Genomic DNA, 21,151 nt, shown 5'->3' with positions numbered 1-21,151 from the left:
GGCAGGCATGTACGAGGAACATTTCGGCCTGACGGGGCGCCCCTTCCAGCTCACGCCGGATGCGCGCTTCTGGTATGAGACGGCGACGCATCGCAAGGCGATGGCCTATCTGGGTTACGGGTTGACGCAGGGCGAGGGGTTCATCGTGGTCACCGGCGATGTCGGTGCCGGCAAGACCACCCTGGTCGGTCATCTGACTGGGCAGCTCGACCCGGCGGCGCTCAATGTCGTGACGATCGTCTCGACCGCGATCCAGGCGGACGACCTGCTGCGTATCGTCGCCGGCGGGCTGGGCGTCGATCCGGCCGGACTCACCAAGGCACAGCTGCTGACCGCGATCGAGCGCGGCCTGCATGCAGTGGCCCGCTCCGGCCGCCGCACGTTGCTGATCGTCGACGAGGTGCAGGCGCTGCCGGTGGAGTCGATCGAAGAGCTGCGCATGCTGTCCAACTTCCAAGCGGGCGGCCACGCTTTGCTGCAGATCCTGCTGCTCGGCCAGCCGGAGTTCCGCGACCGGCTGCATGGTTCGGCGCGGCTCGAACAGTTGCGCCAGCGGGTCATCGCGATCCACCATCTCGACCCGATGGAGCCCGGCGAGGTCGCCGATTACATCGCGCACCGCCTGTCGCTGGTCGGTTGGCAGGGGCGGCCGGATTTCACCGAGGATGCCTTCGACGCGCTGTACCAGGGATCGGGCGGCGTGCCCCGCCGGCTCAACCTGCTCGCCGGGCGCGTGATGCTGCAGGCGGCGATCGAGGATCTGACGCTGATCGATGCCGGGGTGGTGGGCAACGTGCTGCGCGACCTCCACGCCGATCTGCCGATCCTGGCACCGGAGGCCGCGGACGAGCCGAGCGCTGGCGCGGATGGCGACCGCTTCGACGACGTGGCGGAACAGCTCCCGCCACGCGCCGAGCCGGACATGGCCGAGGAGACGGCTGAGCCGGCGCCGGTTAAGCTCGACGAGAGCGACGGCCGTGTGCGTCGCTTCGTGCCGCGCAGTCCGCGCTGGCTGGAGATCGACACGGCGGGGCCAGAAGCGGCCGTTGAGACTCACGTCGAAGCCGGTGCCGATGCCTTGGCTGAGCGTGTCGCCGCGCTCGAGGCGCGAATCGAGGAGCAGGAGGCCGCGCTGCGCCGCGTGCTGACCTTGCTGGTCGACTGGGTCGAAAGCGACCGCAGCGACGCGCCATCCGCGACCGCGATCGCGACCGCCGCCATGCCGATCCGCAATCCGAATGCGTGGGACGATGCGGCCTGATCGCGTTCTCAACGGCCTGTCGGTCGACGTCGAGGAATGGTTCCAGGTCGGCGCCTTCGAACGAGTCATCGACAAGGCGAACTGGGACAGCCTCGGCTCGCGCGTCGAGGCGAACACCGGCGCGGTGCTCGACCTGTTCGCGGCAGCCGGCGTGCAGGCGACCTTCTTCACCCTGGGCTGGGTTGCGGAACGCCATCCGCGGCTGATCCGGCGCATCGTCGCGGCGGGGCATGAGATCGCCAGCCATGGCTGGGATCATCGCCGCGTTTTCACCATGGATGCGGCGACCTTCCGGGACGACCTCACCCGCGCTAGGGTCGCGCTGGAGGATGCGGCCGGCGCGGCGGTGACCGGTTATCGCGCGCCGAGCTTCTCGATCGATCAGCGCACCCCCTGGGCACATGCCGAACTGGCGGCGGCGGGCTATCGTTATTCGTCCAGCGTCGCGCCGGTGCGTCATGATCATTACGGCTGGCGGGATGCACCTCGCTTCGCCTTTCGGCCGATCGCCGGCAGCGACCTGATCGAATTGCCGGTGACGGTGGCGAGCATCGGCGGCCGCCATCTGGCGACAGGCGGCGGCTTTTTCCGGATGCTGCCTGCCGCCCTGACCGATTTCGCGGTGCGCCAGGTCAATGCCGAGCGTCAGCCCGCGGTCTTCTATTTCCATCCATGGGAGGTCGATCCCGACCAGCCGCGGGTGCGGAACGCGCCGTTGCGCTCGCGGGTACGCCATTATTCACGGCTGGCGGCAATGGCGGGCAAGCTCGACGGCCTGATCGCGCGGCACCGCTGGGGGCGCGTCGATGCGGTGGTGGCACAGGTGGCGGTGTGACGGTTGCGCCCGCCGTCCGGGTGGTCGATCTACGCGACGGCCGCGAAGCGGCACGGATTGACGCCTTCGTACGCGAATCAGCCGGGGCGACGCCCTTCCACTTGAGCGGCTGGAGCCGGGCCGTGGCGGACGGCACCGGACAGCGTGCTCGTTATCTGGTCGCGGAAAGCGCCGGTGGCACACTGATCGGCGTGCTGCCGGTGACGGCCATGCGGTCGCCGTTATTCGGCAAGGCGCTGGTGTCGGCGGCGTTCGCCGTCGACGGGGGCGTGCTGGGCGGGGGTGGCGAGGCATTGGCGGCGGCGGCATGGGCGCTGGCAGGCCGGCTCGGCTGTCCTTCGGTGGAGCTGCGTGGCGGTGTTCTGCCTGAAGGATGGGCGGTCGATGCGACCAGCTACCTCGGCTTCGTGCGCGATCTCGCGCCGGACGACGATACGCAACTGCTCGCCATTCCGCGCAAGCAACGGGCAGAAGTGCGCAAGAGTCTCGACGCCGACCTTACAGTTACCACGGGTGTCGCGACCGGCGATCTGGCGGACCAATATCGCGTCTATGCGGAATCGGTGCGTAACCTCGGTACGCCGGTCTTTCCCGCGCGTCTGTTCCGGGCCGTCGCCGCGGCGCTCGACAGCGACGTCCTGACGGTTCGCCACCGCGGCACGCCAATTGCCAGCGTCCTCAGCCTGTACTTTAACGGAACCGTCTATCCCTATTGGGGTGGCGGGACCGCGGCAGCGCGGACGCTGCGCGCCAACGACCGGATGTACTATGCACTGATGCAACATGCCCGCGAGCGCGGCTGCACGCGCTTCGACTTCGGCCGTTCGAAGACGGGAACCGGGGCGGCGGCGTTCAAGAAGAATTGGGGCTTCGAGCCCGTGCCGCGCCTCTATGCCACCCGACAGGAAGGTGCGGCGCGCGAGGTCAATCCGCTTAACCCCAAATACGCGCTGATGGTGCGCAGCTGGAAGCGGCTGCCCTTGCCCGTCGCCAATCTGATCGGCCCGTGGATCGCGCGCGGTCTGGGGTGATGGACATCCTATTCCTGGCGCATCGCGCACCGTTCCCGCCCGACCGCGGCGACAAGATCCGCAGCTATCACATCCTGCGCCATCTCGCCGCCCGCGCGCGGGTCCATCTGGTCGCCTTCGCCGAAGACGGTAGAGATACCGAATTGCCCGCCGATCTGGCGGCGATGCTCGCCAGCGCGACGATCGTGCCGCGCCGCAAGGCACGCGCGTTAGCCGCGGTGGAAGCGCTGGCGACCGGCCGCCCGGTGTCGCTCGCCGCCTTCGCCAGCGGGGCGATGCGTCGCGCGGTGAGGCGTGTGTTGGCGGCCAACCCGATCACGCGCGTCTACTGCTTCTCCGGCCAGATGGCGCAATATCTCGACACCCGTACGGCGCCGATGGCGGTGATGGATTTCGTCGACGTGGATTCGGCGAAGTTCGCCGGATACGCCGGACAGGGCTCCCCGCCGATGCGCTGGCTGATGCGGCGCGAAGCCCGCCTCCTCGGTAGGTTCGAACGCGCCATGTCCGCTCGCGTCGACGCCAGCCTGTTCGTCAGCGAAGCGGAGGCGACGCTCTTTCGGCAGGGCGGGGCGCGCGGTGCCGTGCATGTCATCGAGAACGGTATCGACGCTGCGCATTTCGATCCGTCTGATGTCGAGCCGATCGACGGCCCTGGTCCAACGATCGTCTTCACCGGGCAGATGGACTATCCCCCCAACGTCGAGGCGGCCGTCTGGTTCGCCGAGGCGATCATGCCGATCATCCGCCGCAGCCAGCCCCAAGCCCGGTTCGCGATCGTCGGACGGCAGCCGACTGTCGCCGTCCGTGGCCTGGCCGGCGAGGGGGTGATCGTCACCGGCGCGGTCGATGACGTCCGTCCGTGGCTGGCGGCGGCGGCGGTCTGCGTCGCGCCGCTCAGGCTGGCACGCGGCATCCAGAACAAGGTGCTGGAGGCGATGGCAATGGCACGGCCCGTCGTTGCCAGTGCGGCCGCCGCTGAGGGCATCGACCATCTCGGCACGGTTCGCGTCGCCGATACGACGGAGGATCATGCCGCGGCGGTACTGGCATTGATCGCGGACAGGGACGATGCATCGGCGCTGGGGCGGCTCGCCCGGATGCAGGTTATGGCGCGCTATGCCTGGCCGGCGCGGCTGCAGCCGCTGGATATCCTACTCGGCCTAGATGTACGGGCGGCGGCATGACGATCGCGATGACCGTCGCGCCGAAGCCCGCGGCGAGCCCTTGGCGGCGGCAGTCGCTGGCGCTGGTGCTGGCCAGTGCGGCGATGCTGCTGGTATTCCGTGCCGATGTCGTCCGGCTCGTCACGATCTGGTGGACCAGTACCACTTTCGGCCATTGCCTATTCATCGGACCGGTCATCGCCTGGCTGGTATGGCAGCGGCGCGGCGAGCTGAGCGCTTTGCTCCCGGTCGCCTGGTGGCCCGGCCTGACGGTCGTCGCCATCGGTGGGCTCTGCTGGGCGCTTGGCGAGGCGGGCGGGGTGAGCTTCGCCCGCCAATTGGGCGTGATCGTGATGCTGCAGGGCGCCTGCGTCACCCTGTTCGGCCCGCAGGTCACGCGTGGGCTGCTGTTCCCGCTGGGCTATGCGCTGTTCCTCGTCCCGTTCGGCGAGGAATTGGAACCGCCGTTGCAGCAAGTGACAGTAGCGATGGTGATGCCCCTGCTGCACCTGTTCGGGGTGCCGGCGAGCTCGAACGGCGTACTGATCCATGCCGGTCGCTACTGGTTCGAGGTGGCGGAGGCGTGTTCGGGCGCTAAATTCGTGATCGCAATGATCGCTTTCGCCGCTTTGGTTGCCAACGTCTGCTTCAGCCGCTGGCGGCGGCGGGCGATCTTCCTTGCGGTCAGCCTGGTTGTACCGGTGCTCGCCAACGGCGTCCGCGCCTTCGCCACCATCTATGCCGCGCATCTGACCGACGTCGAAACGGCGACCGGATTCGACCATATCGTCTATGGCTGGCTGTTCTTCGGGCTCGTCATGGCGGCGGTGCTGGCGATCGGCTGGCGCTGGTTCGACCGGGCTCCCGACGCGCCCGCGTTCGATCCCGCGCATCTGCCGACGCCGCGTGGCGGCATCATCGCGACGCCGATCGCGGTGCTGCTGGTCGTCGCGGCGGCAGCGGTCTGGCCGGTGTGGACCGCCGCCACCGCTCGGCCGGCGCCGTTGCCGGCAAGGGTCGACCTGCCCAAGCTCAGCGGCTGGCAACGCGCTCCGCTGAGCCGGACTGCGCCGTGGCAGCCTTATTATCCCGGTGCCGACCATTATCTGTTCGGACGCTATGCGCGGGGTGCCGGCGCGGTCGATCTCGCCGTCGCGGTGTTCGGAGCGCAGGGCGAGGGGCACAAGATCGGCGCCTTCGGCACCGGCGTGCTGCGCGAGGAGGATCGCTGGATCCGGGTCGGCGACACCGCACCGATCGCCGGGGGCGCGGTGATGCGGATCACGGCACCCGGTCCCGGCCGACTTACGGTGGAGCGGCTCGTCGCGACGTGGTACGTCGTCGGCGACACGATAACGGCGGACGAGCGGCGGGTGAAGTTTCAGACGATGAAGACGCGGCTGTTCGGTGGCTCGCCGCGCGCGGTGGCAGTCCATCTGTCGGCGGAGATCACACCCGGTCGCGATGCGCGCGCCGACATCGCGGGCCTGGCCGCGGCGATCGGCCCGATGGATGCCTTTGCCGACCGCATCGCGGGCCTTTAGCCATGTGCGGGATCGCCGGTATCTTTCATCCCGGCACGCCCAAGCCGGTCGATCCGGTCCGCATCCGGGCGATGATCGCGACGCTGAGCCATCGCGGCCCCGACGGCGACGGCGTCTGGACCGCTGCCGGTGTGGGCCTCGGCCACCGCCGCCTGTCGATCATCGATCTCGAGGGTTCGCCCCAGCCGATGCACGACGGCGCCTTGAGCGTCACCTACAATGGCGAAATCTACAATTTCGCCGAGCTGCGCGCGGAGCTCGCCGCGCGCGGGGCGCGCTTCCGCACCGTCGGCGATACCGAGGTGCTACTGCATGGCTGGCGCGCTTGGGGCGCCGGGCTGCTCGCCCGGCTGAACGGTATGTTCGCCTTCGCGCTGCATGACGCGGAGGCTGGCGCGCTCGTCTTGGCGCGGGACCGGCTAGGTGTGAAGCCGCTCCATTACGTCGAACTGGCCGACGGCAGCATCGCCTTCGCCTCCGAACTCAAGGCGCTGCTGGCGCACCCCCTGCTGCGCCGCGCGGCGGATCTGACCGCGGTCGAGGACTATCTCGCCTACGGTTACGTGCCCGACGATGCCTGCATGGTCGCCGGCGTGCGCAAGCTGCCGGCAGGCCATCTGATGGTCCTGCGCCGCGGCCATGCCGTGCCGCGGCCGACCCAATGGTGGGACGTCAGCTTCGCGAACCGCGCCACCGGTTCGGTACGGCAGATGCAAGGGGAGCTCCTCGACCGGATGCGCGAGGGCGTGCGCAGCCGGATGGTGGCGGATGTGCCGCTTGGCGCCTTCCTCTCGGGTGGGGTCGACAGTTCGGCGGTCGTCGCCTTGATGGCGGAGGCGAGCGCGCAGGCAGTCAAGACGTGTACGATCGGCTTCGACGAGGCGGGCCATGACGAACGCAGTCATGCCGCCGCCATTGCGCGGCGTTTCACGACCGATCACCATGCCCAGGTTGTCGGCGCGGACGACGTCGCGCTGATCGACACCTTGGTCCAGCATTTCGACGAACCCTTCGCCGACGCCAGCGCGCTCGCCACCTATCAGGTCTGCGCGCTCGCCAGGCAGCGGGTCACGGTCGCGCTGTCGGGCGACGGCGCGGACGAGGCGTTAGCGGGCTACCGCCGCTACAAGTTCCAGGTGGCGGAAGAGCGGGTGCGCGGCCTGCTGCCGACGATGTGGCGGCAGCGCGGTTTCGGGACGCTCGGCCGCTATTTCCCCAAGGCCGACTGGGCGCCGCGCCCGCTCCGCGCCAAGACGACGCTGCTCGCGCTCGCAATGGACGGCGGCGAAGCCTATGCGCGTGCGGTCGGCATCACCCCGCCCGAACGCCGCGACCGGCTGTTCACGGTGGAGGCCCGCCGTGCGCTCGGGGGCCACCGTGCCGAAGACCGCTACGTCGCCGCGATGCGCGACGCCCCGGCGCGCGACGCGCTGGATCGCGCCCAATATGCCGACATCAAGATTTGGCTGCCGGGCGACATACTGACCAAGGTCGACCGGACCAGCATGGCCGTCAGTCTGGAGGCGCGCGAGCCGTTGCTCGACCACCGGCTCGTTTCCTTCGCCGCAACTCTGCCGGCGGCGATGCGTCTGCATCGGGGGCAGGGCAAATGGTTGATGAAGCGCAGTCTGGAACCGTATCTGCCGCACGACATCCTGTATCGACCTAAGATGGGCTTCGTCACTCCGATTGCTGCCTGGTTCCGCGGGCCGTTGCGGGCAGAGGCCGAGGGGCTGGCGACGTCCCGCTTCCTGACCGAAACTGGCTGGTTCGAGATGGGCGAGGTGCGGCGGCTCGCTGCGGATCATGCGAGCGGCCGGGCGGATCACGGCCGTACCCTGTGGCAGCTGCTGATGCTGGAGCGCAGCGGCCGCCGCCTGTTCGGATAGCGTCACGTCGGGAAACGCTTGGTGTCACATGGCTGTCACCAAACCCTAACTCGCCGTTTACTGTACGATCCTAGTAGACGCGCCATGCTTCTGGACGTGAACCTGATCCGCGATGGTTCGGTGTCGACGCTGTTGCGCGACGGGGCGGCGGACACCTGCTCGCTAAAGCGAACGGCATCCCTGGCGGACGCCATCGCGCTATTCCGCACCTACCCTGATTTGCGCCTGCTCGCCATTGTCGATGCGGAGGAACGCCCGGTCGGCGTGGTGCGCGAACTCGACGTGCGCGGCATTCTGTTTAATCCATTCGGTCATGCGCTGATGCAAAATCCCAGCTTCGGCGGCTCGCTGGACGCGCTGATCCGACCCTGTGCCAAGGCCGAGGCGGATCTTCCGCCGGACGCCTTGCTCACCACCTACGCGCGCTCGGGCAGCGAAGCTCTGATATTGACCCGCGCCGGCCGCTTCCATGCGGTCGTCGATGCGGCAGGGTTCGCCCGCTTGGCGGCGGAGCGGGATCGCATCCTCACGGCAGAGCGGAGTGCCCGCGCGGCGCGGCTGGATGAGGCGGGCCGGGCCTTTACCGCCGAAGTGACGGCGCTGACCGCCGAACTGTCGCGGATTGCAGGCGACATCGGCGCGGTGGCGTCGACATTGGTGGCGCGCGCCGGCGCTTCCCGGCAGGATGCCGCGTCCGTCGCGACGGCGGCGACGCAGACGGTTCACGCGTTGGAGGAAATCGCCGAACGCGGGCGCGCGCTGTCCGAAACCCTCGACAATATCGCCGGCAACACCGCCTCCGCGACGACGATCCGCCGCCATGCGCGTGCGGCGATGATGCATGCCGGCGAACGCGTCAGTGCGCTCGGCGCCTCCGCCGTCGCGATCGATGACATGCTCCAATTGATCCAGAGCATCGCCCGACAGACCAATTTGCTGGCGCTCAACGCCGGGATCGAGGCGTCGCGGGCGGGTACCCTTGGGCAAGGGTTCGCGGTCGTCGCCAGCGAGGTGAAATCCCTTGCCAACCAAACGACCGTGACCGCACGCGATGTCGGCGGACGGGTCGACGGCATGCAGGCCCTGCTCGGCGAAGTGATCGCGGGTCACCGCCAGCTCGAACAGGCGATGGAGGCGATTGCGTCGACCGCGCAGCAGATCGAGCTGGCGCTCGATCATCAGGCCGAAGCGACGCGGGTGATCGCCGTCAACGTCTGCGATTCGGTTGAGGCGGGCGGCGACATCGGCGAGCGGACGCAAACGATCAGCGCGCAGGCGGCAGCGGTCGAGGAGGATGCCGCGGCGCTGGAACGCTTGTCGCAGACCTTGGCGGGCTCGACGGCGACGCTGCGCGGGCGGGCGCAGGCATTCGTCGACCTGACTAGCGCGCTCTGATCAGAAAACCGCCAGTGCGGCATGCAGGGTCAGGGCAATCAACATCAGTGTCGACGCCAGGAACAGGCGCAGGCGCCATGCGACGCGATTGACGGTCGCCTGCACGAGGCTGTGGACCACGCGCAGCGCCACATAGGCCCAGGCGATCCAGGCGTTGACGCCTGCACCGGTCCCGGTCAGCGCAATCACCGTGCAGACCGCATAGAATAACGTCGGCTGTTCGGTGAGGTGGTTGTAATTGTGCGCCTTCCATTGCGCCTGCGACGGAAGCGCCCGGTCGGCGTCGGCGGCCTTGGTCCCCACCAACGTGTTGAGGTCGATCCCCGCCGCGCGCATGGCCGGCAGCCGCGTAGCAATGGTCCAGACGAGCATCACCAGCGTCCAGGCGATCAGCGCGACCATGGGTTGCAGGATGGGACTGTGCATCACGGGCCTTCCAACGCGACGGGTCAACGTCGCGGTGCGATTTGGTGGACGAAGCGGAGCGGGGTGGCGGTGGTGCCGGCGGCGAGCTGACTGGGGTCGGCGATCCGCTGGTCGACGACGATCAGATTGTCGCTGTCGCCGTTGGGCAGCGCACGCGTCTGTATCTCGCCATGGATGTGGATGCCGCCCTGTTCCAGCTCGATCGGCGGTTGCGCGCTAAAGCCCCCGGTGCGGGCGACGTACGATGCGGCGACACGCTGGTAGGCCGCGAGGTCGGTCGGGCCGGCGGACGGGTGCGCGGCGCGCAACGAGCAGGCGTGGAAGGGCGGCAGTTCCAGCGTCACGGTGAACGTCTCCCCGCCATCGCGCAGCAGCCAGCCGCGACCGGGGTCGTCGCGCAGGATCATCCGCACGTCCGACGTCGACAAGGGCGTCGCCTTTTTAGCCGCCATCAGCCTGTCGAGGGCGGCATCATCCGGGAAGGTATGGAGGCAGATTTCGTCGTAGAGCGTGGCCATGCGGGCGACATCGGTCGCGGCCGGCGACGGAGCGGCAGGTGGGATCTGCAGCAGCGCACCCATCAACAGCGGTATCATGACATTGGGCCCCCCCTGACGCGTGCCGAGTGTGGACCGATAGCACAACGAGGTAAAGGCGGTCCGGCAGCGCCACCGGTCGAGGGGCGGCACGCTATCCCGGCACGGCGCGGCGATACGAAGAGGGGCGGAAGTCGCCTTCCGCCCCGGTTGAATTACTTGTCGAAGATCGCGCCCCACTTGCGGACGGGGCGGTCCTTCCAGTGGCCGCGATGATAAGCGTCCGACGCGAGCAGCGGCATCACGCTGCCCGCCTCGGCGAATACCATCTGCTCGATGCCGGTGTTGACCTTGCCCCAGCTCGCCGCTTCCTGCAGCGTCGACGAGGAGCAGGCGCCGTCGCGGACGTCGGCGACGGTGATCTGCACCGCATATTTGTGGACCTCGACATCTTCGTGGCCGAGGATCTCGGCGCAGACGACGGTGTCCTGGATGAAGTTCTTCGGCACGCCGCCGCCGATCATCAGCAGGCCGGTGGTGCCGGCCTGGATCTTGATCTCGGTCAGCTCGCGGAAGTCGGCGACCGCGTCGATCATCAGATAGGGCTTGCCCGCCTTGGCATTGTCCACCTGATGCTTGACCAGGCCGAAGCCGGCCGAGGAGTCGACGAACGCCGGGCAGAAGATCGGCACGTCATGCTCATAGGCGAGCTTGACCAGGCTGTTCTCCTTCTTGCCGTGCTCCGCCAGATACTTCCCCATCGCGCGGATGAACTCGCGGCTCGAATAGGCGCGCGGCTCCAGCTCGTTCGCGATCTTGTTGATCGTGAAGTCGCAGTCCTGCAGCTGCTCCTCGTCGATATAGGTGTCGTAGATGCGGTCGATGTACAGCGAGCGCAGCGTGTCGTCGTCGGGGATCTCGAGCGCCTGATAATGCTTGTGGCCGAGGCCCTCGAAGAAATCCATGTCGACGATGGTCGCACCGGTGGCGACGACGACATCGACCATGTTGTTGCGGATCAGCTCCGCATACAGGTCCATGCAGCCGCCAGCCGAGGTCGAGCCGGCGATGACTAGGCAGACGGTGCAATCCTTGTCGGCCAGCATCTCGTTGTAGATCTTCGTCGCGCGGCCGAGGTCGCGGCTGGTGAAGCTCATCTCGCTCATCGCGTCGACGATCGGGCGGGCGTCGAAGCTCTTGATGTCGATATGCTTGACCTGCTTCGACAGCAGTTCGGCCTTGCGGGTGTCGTTGATCGGCGCGTTGGCGCTGGCGGTTTTGGTGAGAGAATCGGTCATGACTGGCCTTTGCCTGTTCCAAGACCCGCCGTCGTTGATGGGGACGCGGAAACCCAAACGGCCCCCTCCCGCCGTCAGGCGGGAAGGGGAAGAGGTTGAACTAGAGGGACGTCGTTACAGCTTGACGACGTTCGGCTGAACCGCCGGCTGCTCGCCCGTGTACATCGAGTGCATCGGCTCGTCCGAAACGGTGACCGTCTCGCCGGTGCCGAAGCCGTTGAAGGCGGTGCGCATCGCCGCGCCATAGGCGCCGAGCATACCGACCTCGATGAAGTCGCCGGTGCCGACGTCGGCGGGAAGCGGGAACGGCCCCTCCATCCGGTCGAGGTCGTCGCAGGTCGGGCCCCAGAAGCTGAACGGATGATCGCGCACCGTCGACTGCGGCTCGCGCAGCAGCGCCACCGGATAGGTCCAGCCGATATGCGCGGCATCGAACAGCGAACCGTAGGCGCCGTCGTTGATGTACAGCTCGTTGCCGCGGCGACGCTCGACGCGCACCACGACCGAACTATACTCGGCCGACAAGGCCCGGCCCGGCTCCGCCCACAATTCCGCCGAATAGCTGATTGGCAGGCTTTCGAAGGCGCGGTGGATCGTCTCGAAATAGCGTTCCAGCGGCGGCGGGGTCATGCCCGGATAGACCGACGGGAAGCCGCCACCGACGTCGATCACGTCGACGGTGACCGCCGCCAGCACGATCGCGGCGCGGACGCGCTCCATCGCATTGGCATAGGCTTCCGGCGTCATCGCCTGGCTGCCGACGTGGAAGCAGATGCCGAGCGCGTCCGCCACCTGGCGGGTGCGGATCAGCAGCTCCTTCGCCTCGTCCGGGCCGACGCCGAACTTGGCGCCGAGCGACAGCGCGGAATGCTCCGACGACACGCGCAGCCGCACGCACAGCGTCAGGTCGGTCGCGACCTCGCCGGCGTCGCCGGTGGTGGCGCGGACGATCTTCTCCAGCTCCTCGATCGAGTCGAGGCTGAAGGTGCGGACGCCATGGTCGAAATACGCCTCGCGGATCGCTTCCTCGGCCTTGACCGGGTGCATGAAGCACAGGCCGGCGCCGGGGACGGTGCGCGCGACGAGGCGTACCTCGGCGATCGACGCGACGTCGAAGGTGGTGATGCCGTTGGCGTACAGCGTCCGGATCAAAGCCGGATCCGGGTTCGCCTTGACCGCATACATGGCCTTGCCCGGAAACTTCTCCGAAAAGAAGCGGGCGGCCCGTGCCGCGGCATGCGGACGGATCAGCGTCACCGGTTCGACCGGCTTAGCCTTGGCGATGTCGATGCCGCCTCCGAAAACGGGGGAGCCGGCGGTCGAGAGGGGCGCTAGCCCCAGCGCGCGATGATGCTGGTGCAACTCAAGGGACCTCCAATTGCCTTGCGGCATGACGACGACAAAAGCTGCCTTGCGGTTGGAAGTCCCATGGGGCAGCGGAGGCGCGAGTTAGGGACGATGTTTGCCCGTGTAAAGTAGGTTGGGGCGCGAAAGGACGAAAAGTGACGATTTTGCGACAACCGACACGGGCAGGGGTGCGCGATGCCGCTGAAAAGGTCGCCCGGATTCTTCCGCCGACACCGTTATTTACGTTCGAAATCAAGGGGATGCGCGTCACCTTCAAGGCGGAGTCGCTGCAGCCGATCGGCGCGTTCAAAATCCGCGGCGCCTGGCATCGGTTGACCGCCTTGAACGAGGAATCGCGCCGTCGGGGCGTCGTCGCCTTCTCCAGCGGCAATCATGCGCAAGGGATCGCCTGGGCAGCGAAGCGACTCGGCATGCCGGCGACGATCGTCATGCCCGCCGATGCGCCCGCGGCGAAGCTCAACGGCACGCTGGCGCTGGGCGCCGAGGTGGTCCGCTACGACCGGGCGACCGAATCGCGCGAGCGGATCGCGGCACAGCTGGCGGAGGCGCGCGGCGCCACCTTGGTGCCGAGCTTCGACGACCCGTGGATCATCGAAGGTCAGGGCAGCGCCGGCATCGAGGCGGCGGCACAGATGACGGCGGCGGGGCTCGGCGCGCCGGCGGAGGTCGTCGTTCCCTGTGGCGGCGGCGGGCTGGCGGCCGGGATCGCGCTGGCGCTGCCCGAAGCGGCGATCACCGTCGTCGAACCGGAGGGCTGGGACGACATGCGCCGCAGCCTGGAGGCGAGCTGGATCGAACCGGTCGGCCCCAACCCGCCGCCGACCGCCTGCGACTCGCTGCAGACGCAACGCGTTTCGCCGCTGACCTTCGACGTGCTGTCGCGGCGCGACGCGCGCGGCCTGGCGGTCAGCGAGGCGGAGGTGCGGACGGCGCAGCGCTGGGCGGCGGAGCATCTGCGGCTGGTCGTCGAGCCGGGCGGCGCGGTCGCGCTGGCCGCCCTGCTCTCCGGCAAGGTGGCACCGGTGTCGGGGCTGCTCGTCATCCTGTCGGGCGGCAATGTCGACATCGACGCCTATGCCCGGGCGATCGCGGCGCCGGCGGCGGCACCGGTCGATCCCGCGCCGGTGCGGGGGCTAGTGGCATGACCGGCCCGCTTGCCACCATCGCTCACGCCGCGCCAGCGATCGCCATGCTCGGCTGTTTCGCCTGTCTGATCGGCGGCGGCGCGCTGTGGGCGCGGGGTCGGGATCGCAAGAAGGCGCTGCTGCTGCTCGTTATGGCGGCGGTGCTGCTGGGCAACGTATTGATCTGGCAGATGTAGAAAGCGGCGCGACCGCGGCGGCGGTGCGGCCGTGATCGGCGGCCGACGCAGGATGTTCGAGGCGCGTGGTCGGGCGGCCCGGCTGGAAAGTCTCAAAGGTCGCACGAACGGGCCGTCGCCCGGCAGGGATCGATGCCGCCGAGCGGCGCTGGAACGTCTAGAAAGTCTCAAAGGTCGCACCGAGCGCATGCGGCCGTGCATTCACGACTGAGAAAGAGCGATGGCGGTGCCGGCGCGACCATAGCGTGGGGCAGGCTTGTAGGACAGAGTAGATCGGCCGAATCGGTCACGAATACCGATTAAATCCGATAAGCCGTTGTACGTATTTGCAGAATTGCACCGGTTGATGAAGTCCTGCGCTGATGTGGGTTCGTTACGACTGAGCATGATCCGTAGGAAAAATCGTAAAACACTAATGCGTTTGCGTTGGAAGCCGAACTTTTGTCTTTCCACCGCAAGGCGTTGTCGATTTTGCTTTGCAATGTAGGAAAATGTTGCTGATATGTTCTCGCCTCACAGAGATGGGGCGGCAGGATGGAGACTTCGGCACAGCAGCATCGACAGGCATTTTCCCACTGGCTGAGGACCGGGCGCCTGCCGGTCTGGCGCTCGAGTGACGGCACCGAGCGGAAGTTCAACCCATATCACGATCCCCGCGACGGGCGGTTCACGTCTGGGCCGGGCGGCGCCGCGTCGCCGCGCGACATGGGTGGCCTCGATCAGCTCGCCAGGCTGAAGGAGCAATTCCGGCGCCAGGAGGCGCTGGGGGTCAGTCCGGGCGAAGAGGAAAGTCGGGCGGGGCGGGGCGGCAACAGCCGCGCCTTCCAGGACCCGATGACGTTGGAGCAAGTGTTTCCGGGTCTATCGGGGGCACCAGGCGGCAGTATCGTCGCTGCGGCCGATCATGGATTTGGATTCACGGAGGGGAGCGTGGCGCTGCAGGACGCGCTCTATGACGGCATGACTCGGAAAACGTTGGAGGACATTCGCAAGATCGAGCCTCACTACCGGGACGACACGCTGGACCCGATGCCGTCGTTGGCATCCAAAATGGCCCGGCTCGACCGGCTGAGGGATCACCTGTCTAACCTTAAGCTCGTACGGGCGCGAGACCTCGCCGCCAAAACTGGAAATTTCCAACCGCTGCAGGTTGAAACCATCGATCGCATCCAACGGAAGGTAAACATCGCTTATGAGCATGGGCTTGCGCATCAGAGGCACGGCACGCTGAAGTCGACCGCATCGTCGCAGGTGGACTTGGGCAATTATGTCGATCGGGAAACTCGCGGTCAAATGCGTCAGGTATTTCGTCAACTCGGCATCAAATCCGCTCTGCCCGGCAATGTGAAGATCAATAGGTATGCACCCAATTCGCGCGATGGGACTCGTACCGTACCGGACTATATGGTCGGCAACATCATGACCGACATATCAACCCGGAGAAAGACGGCGCGGGATTCACAGGTGCAACGCTTCTTCATGTCTGACAGCAAGCCACACTATGTCGCGATTATCAGACCTACGCAGCTTGGTGGGTCTTATATCAGCACTCGACCAGAGGGGCTTCGATGAGCTACTACGATTCACCAGATGGCAAATACGATGGTTTTCCCGGAGAGCACCTCAGTGAGGTGGTCGATGACCTTTATGGGATCATCCTGGCGCGGCCTCGCTTTGATCAAGTGTCCGGCTGGCAGGGGATCAGCGTGACGGACGGGGTGTTCGATTGCTTGGTCCGCGGTCTGGACAATGTGCGCGACAAGCTCGGCGACGCCCGGCATGCCGAACTCGTCGCGCTCGCCGGACAGGCCAAGGATCTGTTCAACGCGGATCTCGACGACGAGAACGGCAAGGCGACGCAGGCACGATGGATCATCCACGACATGATCACGAAAATCGAGGCCGTGCAGGCCGAACGGATCGCCGCCAATTTGCCCGATGTGGACGGGGAGGTGACCGGCGACTGACGCCCCGGTGCGACCGTCGCGGGCCGGCGCGCCGAGCGATCACGGCCGCTGCGATGGAATAACAGTGGGATAGCGCCGCTCTCCCGCTGTCGGGCTCGTCATCGGGTCGCCCAATTCGGATCGTGGCGTACGCCAAGATAGCGATCCACCAACCCCATCAGATCGGCGATCTCTTGCTCGAAACACTCGTACCGTACCGGGCTATATGATCGGCAACATCATGATCGATATATCGACCCGGAAAAAGACGGCGCAGGATCTACAGGTGCACCGCTTCTTCATGTCTGACAGCAAGCCGCAATATGTCGCCATCACTCGACCCAGGGTGCTCGGTGATTCCTATGTCATCACGCGACCAAGACATATGCGATGAGCTATTACGATTCACCAGATGGCAAATACGATGGTTATCCCGGCGAGCATCTCAGCGAAGTTGTCAATTATATATACTGGATGCTGTTGGAGCCACCACGCTTCGATATGACGTCCGGCTAGCACGGGATCAGCGTGACGGACGGGGTGTTCGATTGCTTGGTCCGCGGTCTGGACAATGTGCGCGACAAGCTGGGCGACGCCCGGCATGCCGAGCTCCTCGCGCTCGCCGGACAGGCCAAGGATCGTTTCAACGCGGATCTCGACGACGAGAACGGCAAGGCGACGCAGCCGCGCCGGCTCCTCCAAGACGTGATCGCGATGATCGAGGCGGCGCAGAACGAGCGGATCGCGGCCAATCTGCCGGATGTCGACGGGCAGGTGACCGGCGACTGACGGCGCCGGCACGCGCCGTCACTCCGCCGATCCGCCTCTGCCATAGTGGCGGTGGCGCATTGCTATCGTCGCAGCGGGATAGCGCCGCTATCCCGCTGTCGCATTCGTCACCGGATCGGCGAATTCGGATCGAGGCGCATGTCGAGATAGCGGTCCACCGACCCCATCAGCTCGGGCATCTCATGCTCGAAGAAGTGGTTCGCCTTGGGGATCACGTCGTGGTGGATGGTGATGTGCTTCTGCGTACGCAGCTTGTCGACGAGCTTCTGCGTCGCGCCGGGCGTCGCCACCTCGTCATTCTCGCCCTGGATGATGATGCCCGACGACGGACAGGGGGCGAGAAAGCTGAAGTCGAACATGTTCGCCGGCGGCGCGATCGAGATGAAGCCGCGGATCTCCGGCCGGCGCATCAGCAGCTGCATGCCGATCCAGGCGCCGAAGCCAAAGCCGGCGATCCAGGTGGTCGACGCCTCCGGATGGAAGCTCTGCACCCAGTCGAGCGCGCTCGCCGCGTCGGACAGTTCGCCGACGCCGTTGTCGAACACGCCCTGGCTCTTGCCGACGCCGCGGAAGTTGAAGCGCAGCGTGGCGAAGCCGCGGCGCTGGAACGTCTTGTACAGTTCCTGGACGATGCGGTTGTTCATCGTGCCGCCCGCATTGGGATGCGGGTGGAGGATCATCGCGACGGGCGCGCGCGGGCGGCCAACGGGGGCGAAACGCCCTTCGAGACGCCCCTCGGGGCCGGGAAAGATCACTTCGGGCATGGGGTGGGGGCCTCGCGCCGTATCGGGAAAACACGCTCGGTGGAGCGACGGGAATGGCGCGCTATATAGGCGGCGACGCCCGTCACGCAATTGGAACCGCCCTTGAGCCCGTCCGCCGACCGTATCTATCTGGATCATGCCGCGACCACCCCGATGACCGCGGCGGCGCGCGACGCCTTCGCACGCGGGCTGGCGCTGTGGGCAAATCCGTCGTCGCCGCATGCCGAGGGGCGCGCCGCCCGCGCGGCGCTGGAGGAGGCGCGCGGCGCGATCGGCGCGGCGCATGGCTGGCGCGGCGAGGTGCTGCTGACCAGCGGGGCGAGCGAATCGCTGGGGCTGGCGCTGCGCCGGACGACCGCGCTGCGGCGGATCATCACCGCGGTCGAGCATGATGCGGTGATGCGCGCCGGCGCCGAGGCGGCGGTGGCGCCGGTCGACGCATGCGGGCTGGTCGATGCCGAGGCGCTCGCCGCGATGCTGGCGGCGGACGAGGGGCGCGCGCTGGTCTGCGTGCAATGGGCGAACAGCGAGACGGGGGTGCGCCAGCCGCTCGCCGCCATCGCCCGCGTCGTGCACGCGGCGGGCGGCTGGCTGCTGGTCGACGCCGCGCAGATGCCGGCGTCGGCCGAACTCGCCGACCACGCCGATCTGATCGCGCTGTCGGCGCACAAGCGCGGCGGGCCGCCGGGCGTCGGCGCGCTGCTGGTGCGCGACCTTGCCATGCTGGTGCCGAGCGGCGGGCAGGAGCGCGGCTATCGGCCGGGGACCGAGAATCTGCCCGGCGTGCTCGCCTATGCGGCGGCGTTGACGCAGCCGGAGCCGGATCATGCGAGCCTGCGCGCCCGGCTGGACGATGCGATCCGCCGCTCCGGCGGCGAGATCGTCGCCGACGGCGCGCCGCGCCATCCGGCGATCGGATCGTACCGGCTGCCCGGCGTCGCCGCGGCGGTGCAGCTGATCCGGCTCGACGCGGCGGGCTTCGCCGTCTCCGCCGGCAGCGCCTGTTCAAGCGGCAGCATGAAGCCAAGCCACGTCCTCGCCGCGATGGGCTGGGACGAGGCGGCGGGGCGCGAGGTGATCCGGGTCAGCTTCGGGCGGACGACCGGCGCGGCGGAGGTCGACGCCTTCATCGCCGCCTGGCGGACGATGGCCAAGGCGACGCGGCGGTTCGCGGCATGATCTACCTCGATTATCAGGCGACGACACCGCTCGCGCCCGAGGCGCTGGCGGCGATGCTGCCGTGGCTGGAGACGCAGCACGCCAATCCGCATGCGGCGCATCGTGCCGGGCGGCAGGCGAAGGCGGCGGTGGAGGTGGCGCGCGACCGCATCGCCGCGGCGATGCCGGCCGGGGGGGCGCCGAGCTTCACCAGTGGCGCGACCGAGGCGCTGAACTGGGCGATCAAGGGCACGACGGGGCCGATCGTGACGCTGGCCACCGAACATGCCGCGGTGCTCGACACCGTCGCCGCCGAGGCGCGACGGGGGCGGGCGGTGGTCGTGCTGCCGGTGGGGCGCGACGGGCTGGTCGACCTCGACCGGGCGGCGGCGGCGATCCGGCCCGGCACCGGCCTGGTCGCGGCGATGCTGGTCAACAACGAGATCGGCGTGATCCAGCCGGTTGCGGCGATCGCGGCGCTGGCGCAGGCGGCGGGCGCGGTGATGCTGTGCGACGCGGTGCAGGGCTACGGCCGGGTCGCCTTGCCCGCCGACTGTGACCTGATGGCGATGTCGGCGCACAAGCTGCACGGCCCGAAAGGCATCGGCGCCTTGTGGATGCGCGACGGCCTGTCCCTCGAGCCGCTGCTGCATGGCGGCGGGCAGGAGCGGGCGGGGCGGTCGGGAACGCTGTCCCCCGCGCTCTGCGCCGGCTTCGGCGCGGCGGCGACGCTGATCGCGGCGGAGGACGCCGATCACGTCGCGCGGCTGTGGGCGCGGGCGGTGGAACGGCTCGACGGCTGGACGATCAACGGTTCGGTGACGCAGCGCTATCGCGGCAATCTCAACGTGCGCCGCAATGGACTGGATGTGGCGCGGTTGATGAGCGAATGCCGCGACGTCGCCTTTTCCGCCGGCTCCGCCTGCGCGAGCGGTTCGGGGCGGCCGAGCCACGTGCTCCGTGCCATCGGGCTGAGCGACGGTGAGGCGCGCTCGAGCATCCGGATCGGCTTCGGCCGCTATACCACGGCGGACGAACTGCTCGCCGGGCTCGACGCGATCGTCGCCGCCGCGGCACGGCAGGGGCTGGCATGATCCGCATCCGCCTCGTCGCCGCCGACGGCAGCGTCCGCGAGGTGCCGGCGGCGGACGGCGCGCGCCTGCTCGATGTCGCGCAGGCGGCCGGCGCGCCGTTGGAGGGGACGTGCAACGGCGACATGGCCTGCGCGACCTGCCACGTCGTCGTCGACCCGGCGGACTTCGCGCGGCTGCCGCCGGCGAGCGCGGAGGAAGAGGATCTGCTCGACCTTGCGCCCGACGCACGCGCGACCAGTCGGCTCGCCTGCCAGATCGTGCTCGGGGCGGGGCTGGACGGACTGACGGTGCGCATTCCTGCCTGATCGCCACTGTCAGTCATCCTGACATTTCGACAACGGCGGGTTCAGGACGCGTGCATCGCAGCAGGTGCATCCTCTTCACATATCCGGAGTTTTCCGGGTCAGTGAGAGGAGTATCCGTCATGAAGCTGATCGCAATGCTCGGGGCCGGTGCGCTGGCCGTCGGTACATTGACCGCCGTCGCGACCCCCGCCGAGGCACAGCGCTGGGGCGACCGCTACGATCGCGGCTGGCACGACAATGGCCGTCACCACGGCTGGGATCGTGGTGATCGCGGCTGGGATCGCGGAGATCGCGGCCGCGGCTGGGATCGCGGCTACGGCTATGGCTATGGCCGGCCGTATTACGGTCGGTCGCGGGTCGTCTGCCGCATCGAGCGCGGCTGGTACGGGCCGGAGCGCCGCTGCTTCCGTGTCTATCGTTGATCGTCACCGCATAGGAGAAGACCGATGACATTGACCCATTGGCTGACCGCCGCGGCCGTCGCCGTGGCGGGGATCACCCCATTCGCCGCCACCCCCGCCGCCGCGCAGCGTACCGTCGTCACCGAGCGCACCGTCGTGCGCCATGACGAGCGGCGCTGGCATAACGACGGGCCGCGCTGGCGCCATCATGCACGCTCGCGCCGCGTCTGCGAGACGCAGTGGCGCCACCACCATCGCGCCCGCGTCTGCCGCATCGTCCGCTATTGATGCCGGCGCGCTAGGCCCTTGATCCCGCCGCCCGACCCCGCCATATGGCGCGCGGGAGTCGGGCGGACGTGGTCGTCGCCAACCCGGTCAGATCCGGAAGGAAGCAGCCGCAACGATTTCGCCGCGGGTCGTTCCGGCTCCCACCACGCCAGCAGCCGTGGTCGCTACACGAAGCGCGCCACAGGGCATCGTTCGATGCGACGCCGTTGATCGGGATCGCGCTTCTTCTTCTCTGAAAAGCTAAGCGCGCGCCGCGCCAAAGGGTGATGCGATCCCGCAGGTGCCGGCGATCGATGCGCTATGCTGCGATCAGCCCCGCTACCATTCCCGGTCCGT

23 protein-coding genes and 1 other RNA gene are annotated in these 21,151 nt (G+C 67.9%); 19 read left to right on the top strand and 5 right to left on the bottom strand.

Annotation, left to right across the window (positions count from 1 at the left end; genetic code table 11):
- The first annotated feature begins 7 nt into the window (after nucleotides 1–7).
- The 7 genes from ACU5AX_RS04145 to ACU5AX_RS04115 all read left to right on the top strand — a co-directional run bounded on the left by ACU5AX_RS04145 (nucleotide 8) and on the right by ACU5AX_RS04115 (nucleotide 9,121).
- Nucleotides 8–1,261, top strand: coding sequence for an ExeA family protein (locus tag ACU5AX_RS04145; protein ID WP_446689772.1), 1,254 nt, complete (start codon nucleotides 8–10; stop codon nucleotides 1,259–1,261).
- A complete protein-coding gene (locus ACU5AX_RS04140; protein ID WP_446689771.1) occupies nucleotides 1,251–2,096 on the top strand; it encodes an XrtA system polysaccharide deacetylase in 846 nt (281 codons plus the stop codon). The genes ACU5AX_RS04145 and ACU5AX_RS04140 overlap by 11 nt, the downstream gene beginning before the upstream one ends.
- Complete coding sequence (locus ACU5AX_RS04135) at nucleotides 2,093–3,127, top strand: FemAB family XrtA/PEP-CTERM system-associated protein (RefSeq protein ID WP_446689770.1); 1,035 nt, start codon at nucleotides 2,093–2,095, stop codon at nucleotides 3,125–3,127. Before ACU5AX_RS04140 ends, ACU5AX_RS04135 begins: the two co-directional genes overlap by 4 nt.
- The gene (locus ACU5AX_RS04130) at nucleotides 3,127–4,314 is read left to right on the top strand and encodes a TIGR03087 family PEP-CTERM/XrtA system glycosyltransferase (RefSeq protein ID WP_446689769.1); all 1,188 of its coding nucleotides are present in this window, start codon (nucleotides 3,127–3,129) and stop codon (nucleotides 4,312–4,314) included. The genes ACU5AX_RS04135 and ACU5AX_RS04130 overlap by 1 nt, the downstream gene beginning before the upstream one ends.
- The gene (gene xrtA / locus ACU5AX_RS04125) at nucleotides 4,311–5,837 is read left to right on the top strand and encodes an exosortase A (protein ID WP_446689768.1); all 1,527 of its coding nucleotides are present in this window, start codon (nucleotides 4,311–4,313) and stop codon (nucleotides 5,835–5,837) included. The genes ACU5AX_RS04130 and xrtA overlap by 4 nt, the downstream gene beginning before the upstream one ends.
- A gap of 2 nt (nucleotides 5,838–5,839) precedes the next feature.
- Nucleotides 5,840–7,726, top strand: a complete 1,887-nt coding sequence (locus ACU5AX_RS04120) for an XrtA/PEP-CTERM system amidotransferase (RefSeq protein WP_446689767.1) — start codon at nucleotides 5,840–5,842, stop codon at nucleotides 7,724–7,726.
- An 84-nt stretch (nucleotides 7,727–7,810) separates the two neighbouring features.
- On the top strand, nucleotides 7,811–9,121 hold the full coding sequence (locus ACU5AX_RS04115) for a methyl-accepting chemotaxis protein (protein ID WP_446689766.1): 1,311 nt from the start codon (nucleotides 7,811–7,813) through the stop codon (nucleotides 9,119–9,121).
- Here the strand turns inward: ACU5AX_RS04115 and ACU5AX_RS04110 are convergent, their stop codons facing one another.
- The 4 genes from ACU5AX_RS04110 to ACU5AX_RS04095 all read right to left on the bottom strand — a co-directional run bounded on the left by ACU5AX_RS04110 (nucleotide 9,122) and on the right by ACU5AX_RS04095 (nucleotide 12,743).
- Nucleotides 9,122–9,547: an MAPEG family protein gene (locus ACU5AX_RS04110; RefSeq protein ID WP_446689765.1), complete on the bottom strand. Its 426-nt coding sequence runs from the start codon at nucleotides 9,545–9,547 to the stop codon at nucleotides 9,122–9,124. It lies immediately after the preceding gene.
- 23 nt (nucleotides 9,548–9,570) lie between these two features.
- Nucleotides 9,571–10,128 (bottom strand): NMCC_0638 family (lipo)protein, encoded by a 558-nt coding sequence (locus ACU5AX_RS04105; RefSeq protein WP_446689764.1) that lies wholly within the window; start codon nucleotides 10,126–10,128, stop codon nucleotides 9,571–9,573.
- Between the two features lie 170 nt (nucleotides 10,129–10,298).
- Nucleotides 10,299–11,381: a 1,9-bis(guanidino)-5-aza-nonane synthase gene (locus tag ACU5AX_RS04100; RefSeq protein ID WP_198352630.1), complete on the bottom strand. Its 1,083-nt coding sequence runs from the start codon at nucleotides 11,379–11,381 to the stop codon at nucleotides 10,299–10,301.
- A 114-nt stretch (nucleotides 11,382–11,495) separates the two neighbouring features.
- The gene (locus ACU5AX_RS04095; protein WP_446689763.1) at nucleotides 11,496–12,743 is read right to left on the bottom strand and encodes a type III PLP-dependent enzyme; all 1,248 of its coding nucleotides are present in this window, start codon (nucleotides 12,741–12,743) and stop codon (nucleotides 11,496–11,498) included.
- Nucleotides 12,744–12,916: 173 nt separating this feature from the next.
- Here ACU5AX_RS04095 and ACU5AX_RS04090 point away from each other — a divergent pair, with 173 nt between their 5' ends.
- From ACU5AX_RS04090 to ACU5AX_RS04065, 6 genes are all read left to right on the top strand, one after another.
- On the top strand, nucleotides 12,917–13,894 hold the full coding sequence (locus tag ACU5AX_RS04090) for a threonine ammonia-lyase (RefSeq protein WP_446690465.1): 978 nt from the start codon (nucleotides 12,917–12,919) through the stop codon (nucleotides 13,892–13,894).
- Nucleotides 13,891–14,070 carry a hypothetical protein gene (locus ACU5AX_RS04085; protein WP_198352633.1) on the top strand — a complete coding sequence of 60 codons (180 nt, stop codon included), beginning with the start codon at nucleotides 13,891–13,893 and terminating at the stop codon, nucleotides 14,068–14,070. Before ACU5AX_RS04090 ends, ACU5AX_RS04085 begins: the two co-directional genes overlap by 4 nt.
- Nucleotides 14,071–14,604: 534 nt before the next feature.
- On the top strand, nucleotides 14,605–15,642 hold the full coding sequence (locus tag ACU5AX_RS04080; RefSeq protein WP_446689762.1) for a hypothetical protein: 1,038 nt from the start codon (nucleotides 14,605–14,607) through the stop codon (nucleotides 15,640–15,642).
- Nucleotides 15,639–16,037 (top strand): hypothetical protein, encoded by a 399-nt coding sequence (locus ACU5AX_RS04075; protein WP_446689761.1) that lies wholly within the window; start codon nucleotides 15,639–15,641, stop codon nucleotides 16,035–16,037. Before ACU5AX_RS04080 ends, ACU5AX_RS04075 begins: the two co-directional genes overlap by 4 nt.
- A 205-nt stretch (nucleotides 16,038–16,242) precedes the next feature.
- Nucleotides 16,243–16,410 carry a hypothetical protein gene (locus ACU5AX_RS04070; protein ID WP_446689760.1) on the top strand — a complete coding sequence of 56 codons (168 nt, stop codon included), beginning with the start codon at nucleotides 16,243–16,245 and terminating at the stop codon, nucleotides 16,408–16,410.
- A 134-nt stretch (nucleotides 16,411–16,544) separates the two neighbouring features.
- The gene (locus tag ACU5AX_RS04065; protein WP_446689758.1) at nucleotides 16,545–16,805 is read left to right on the top strand and encodes a hypothetical protein; all 261 of its coding nucleotides are present in this window, start codon (nucleotides 16,545–16,547) and stop codon (nucleotides 16,803–16,805) included.
- 107 nt (nucleotides 16,806–16,912) lie between these two features.
- On the opposite strand, the gene ACU5AX_RS04060 is transcribed toward ACU5AX_RS04065, so the two are convergent.
- Entirely contained in the window at nucleotides 16,913–17,569 is a 657-nt protein-coding gene (locus ACU5AX_RS04060) for an alpha/beta hydrolase (protein ID WP_198352635.1), read from the bottom strand.
- A 102-nt stretch (nucleotides 17,570–17,671) separates the two neighbouring features.
- Between ACU5AX_RS04060 and ACU5AX_RS04055 the strand changes: the two genes are divergently transcribed.
- From ACU5AX_RS04055 to ffs, 6 genes are all read left to right on the top strand, one after another.
- Nucleotides 17,672–18,748, top strand: a complete 1,077-nt coding sequence (locus ACU5AX_RS04055; protein WP_446689757.1) for a cysteine desulfurase family protein — start codon at nucleotides 17,672–17,674, stop codon at nucleotides 18,746–18,748.
- Nucleotides 18,745–19,821: a cysteine desulfurase family protein gene (locus ACU5AX_RS04050; RefSeq protein ID WP_446689756.1), complete on the top strand. Its 1,077-nt coding sequence runs from the start codon at nucleotides 18,745–18,747 to the stop codon at nucleotides 19,819–19,821. Before ACU5AX_RS04055 ends, ACU5AX_RS04050 begins: the two co-directional genes overlap by 4 nt.
- Nucleotides 19,818–20,126: a 2Fe-2S iron-sulfur cluster-binding protein gene (locus ACU5AX_RS04045; protein ID WP_446689755.1), complete on the top strand. Its 309-nt coding sequence runs from the start codon at nucleotides 19,818–19,820 to the stop codon at nucleotides 20,124–20,126. Before ACU5AX_RS04050 ends, ACU5AX_RS04045 begins: the two co-directional genes overlap by 4 nt.
- Nucleotides 20,127–20,245: 119 nt before the next feature.
- The gene (locus ACU5AX_RS04040; RefSeq protein ID WP_198352638.1) at nucleotides 20,246–20,548 is read left to right on the top strand and encodes a hypothetical protein; all 303 of its coding nucleotides are present in this window, start codon (nucleotides 20,246–20,248) and stop codon (nucleotides 20,546–20,548) included.
- A gap of 24 nt (nucleotides 20,549–20,572) precedes the next feature.
- Complete coding sequence (locus ACU5AX_RS04035) at nucleotides 20,573–20,815, top strand: hypothetical protein (RefSeq protein WP_446689754.1); 243 nt, start codon at nucleotides 20,573–20,575, stop codon at nucleotides 20,813–20,815.
- 50 nt (nucleotides 20,816–20,865) lie between these two features.
- Nucleotides 20,866–20,963, top strand: an RNA gene (gene ffs / locus ACU5AX_RS04030) — signal recognition particle sRNA small type.
- Nucleotides 20,964–21,151 lie beyond the last annotated feature (188 nt).

The sequence above is a fragment of the Sphingomonas benefaciens genome (assembly GCF_052907485.1).
Note: the sequence above shows the minus strand (reverse complement) of the source record. Positions and strands in the feature narration are given on the sequence as shown.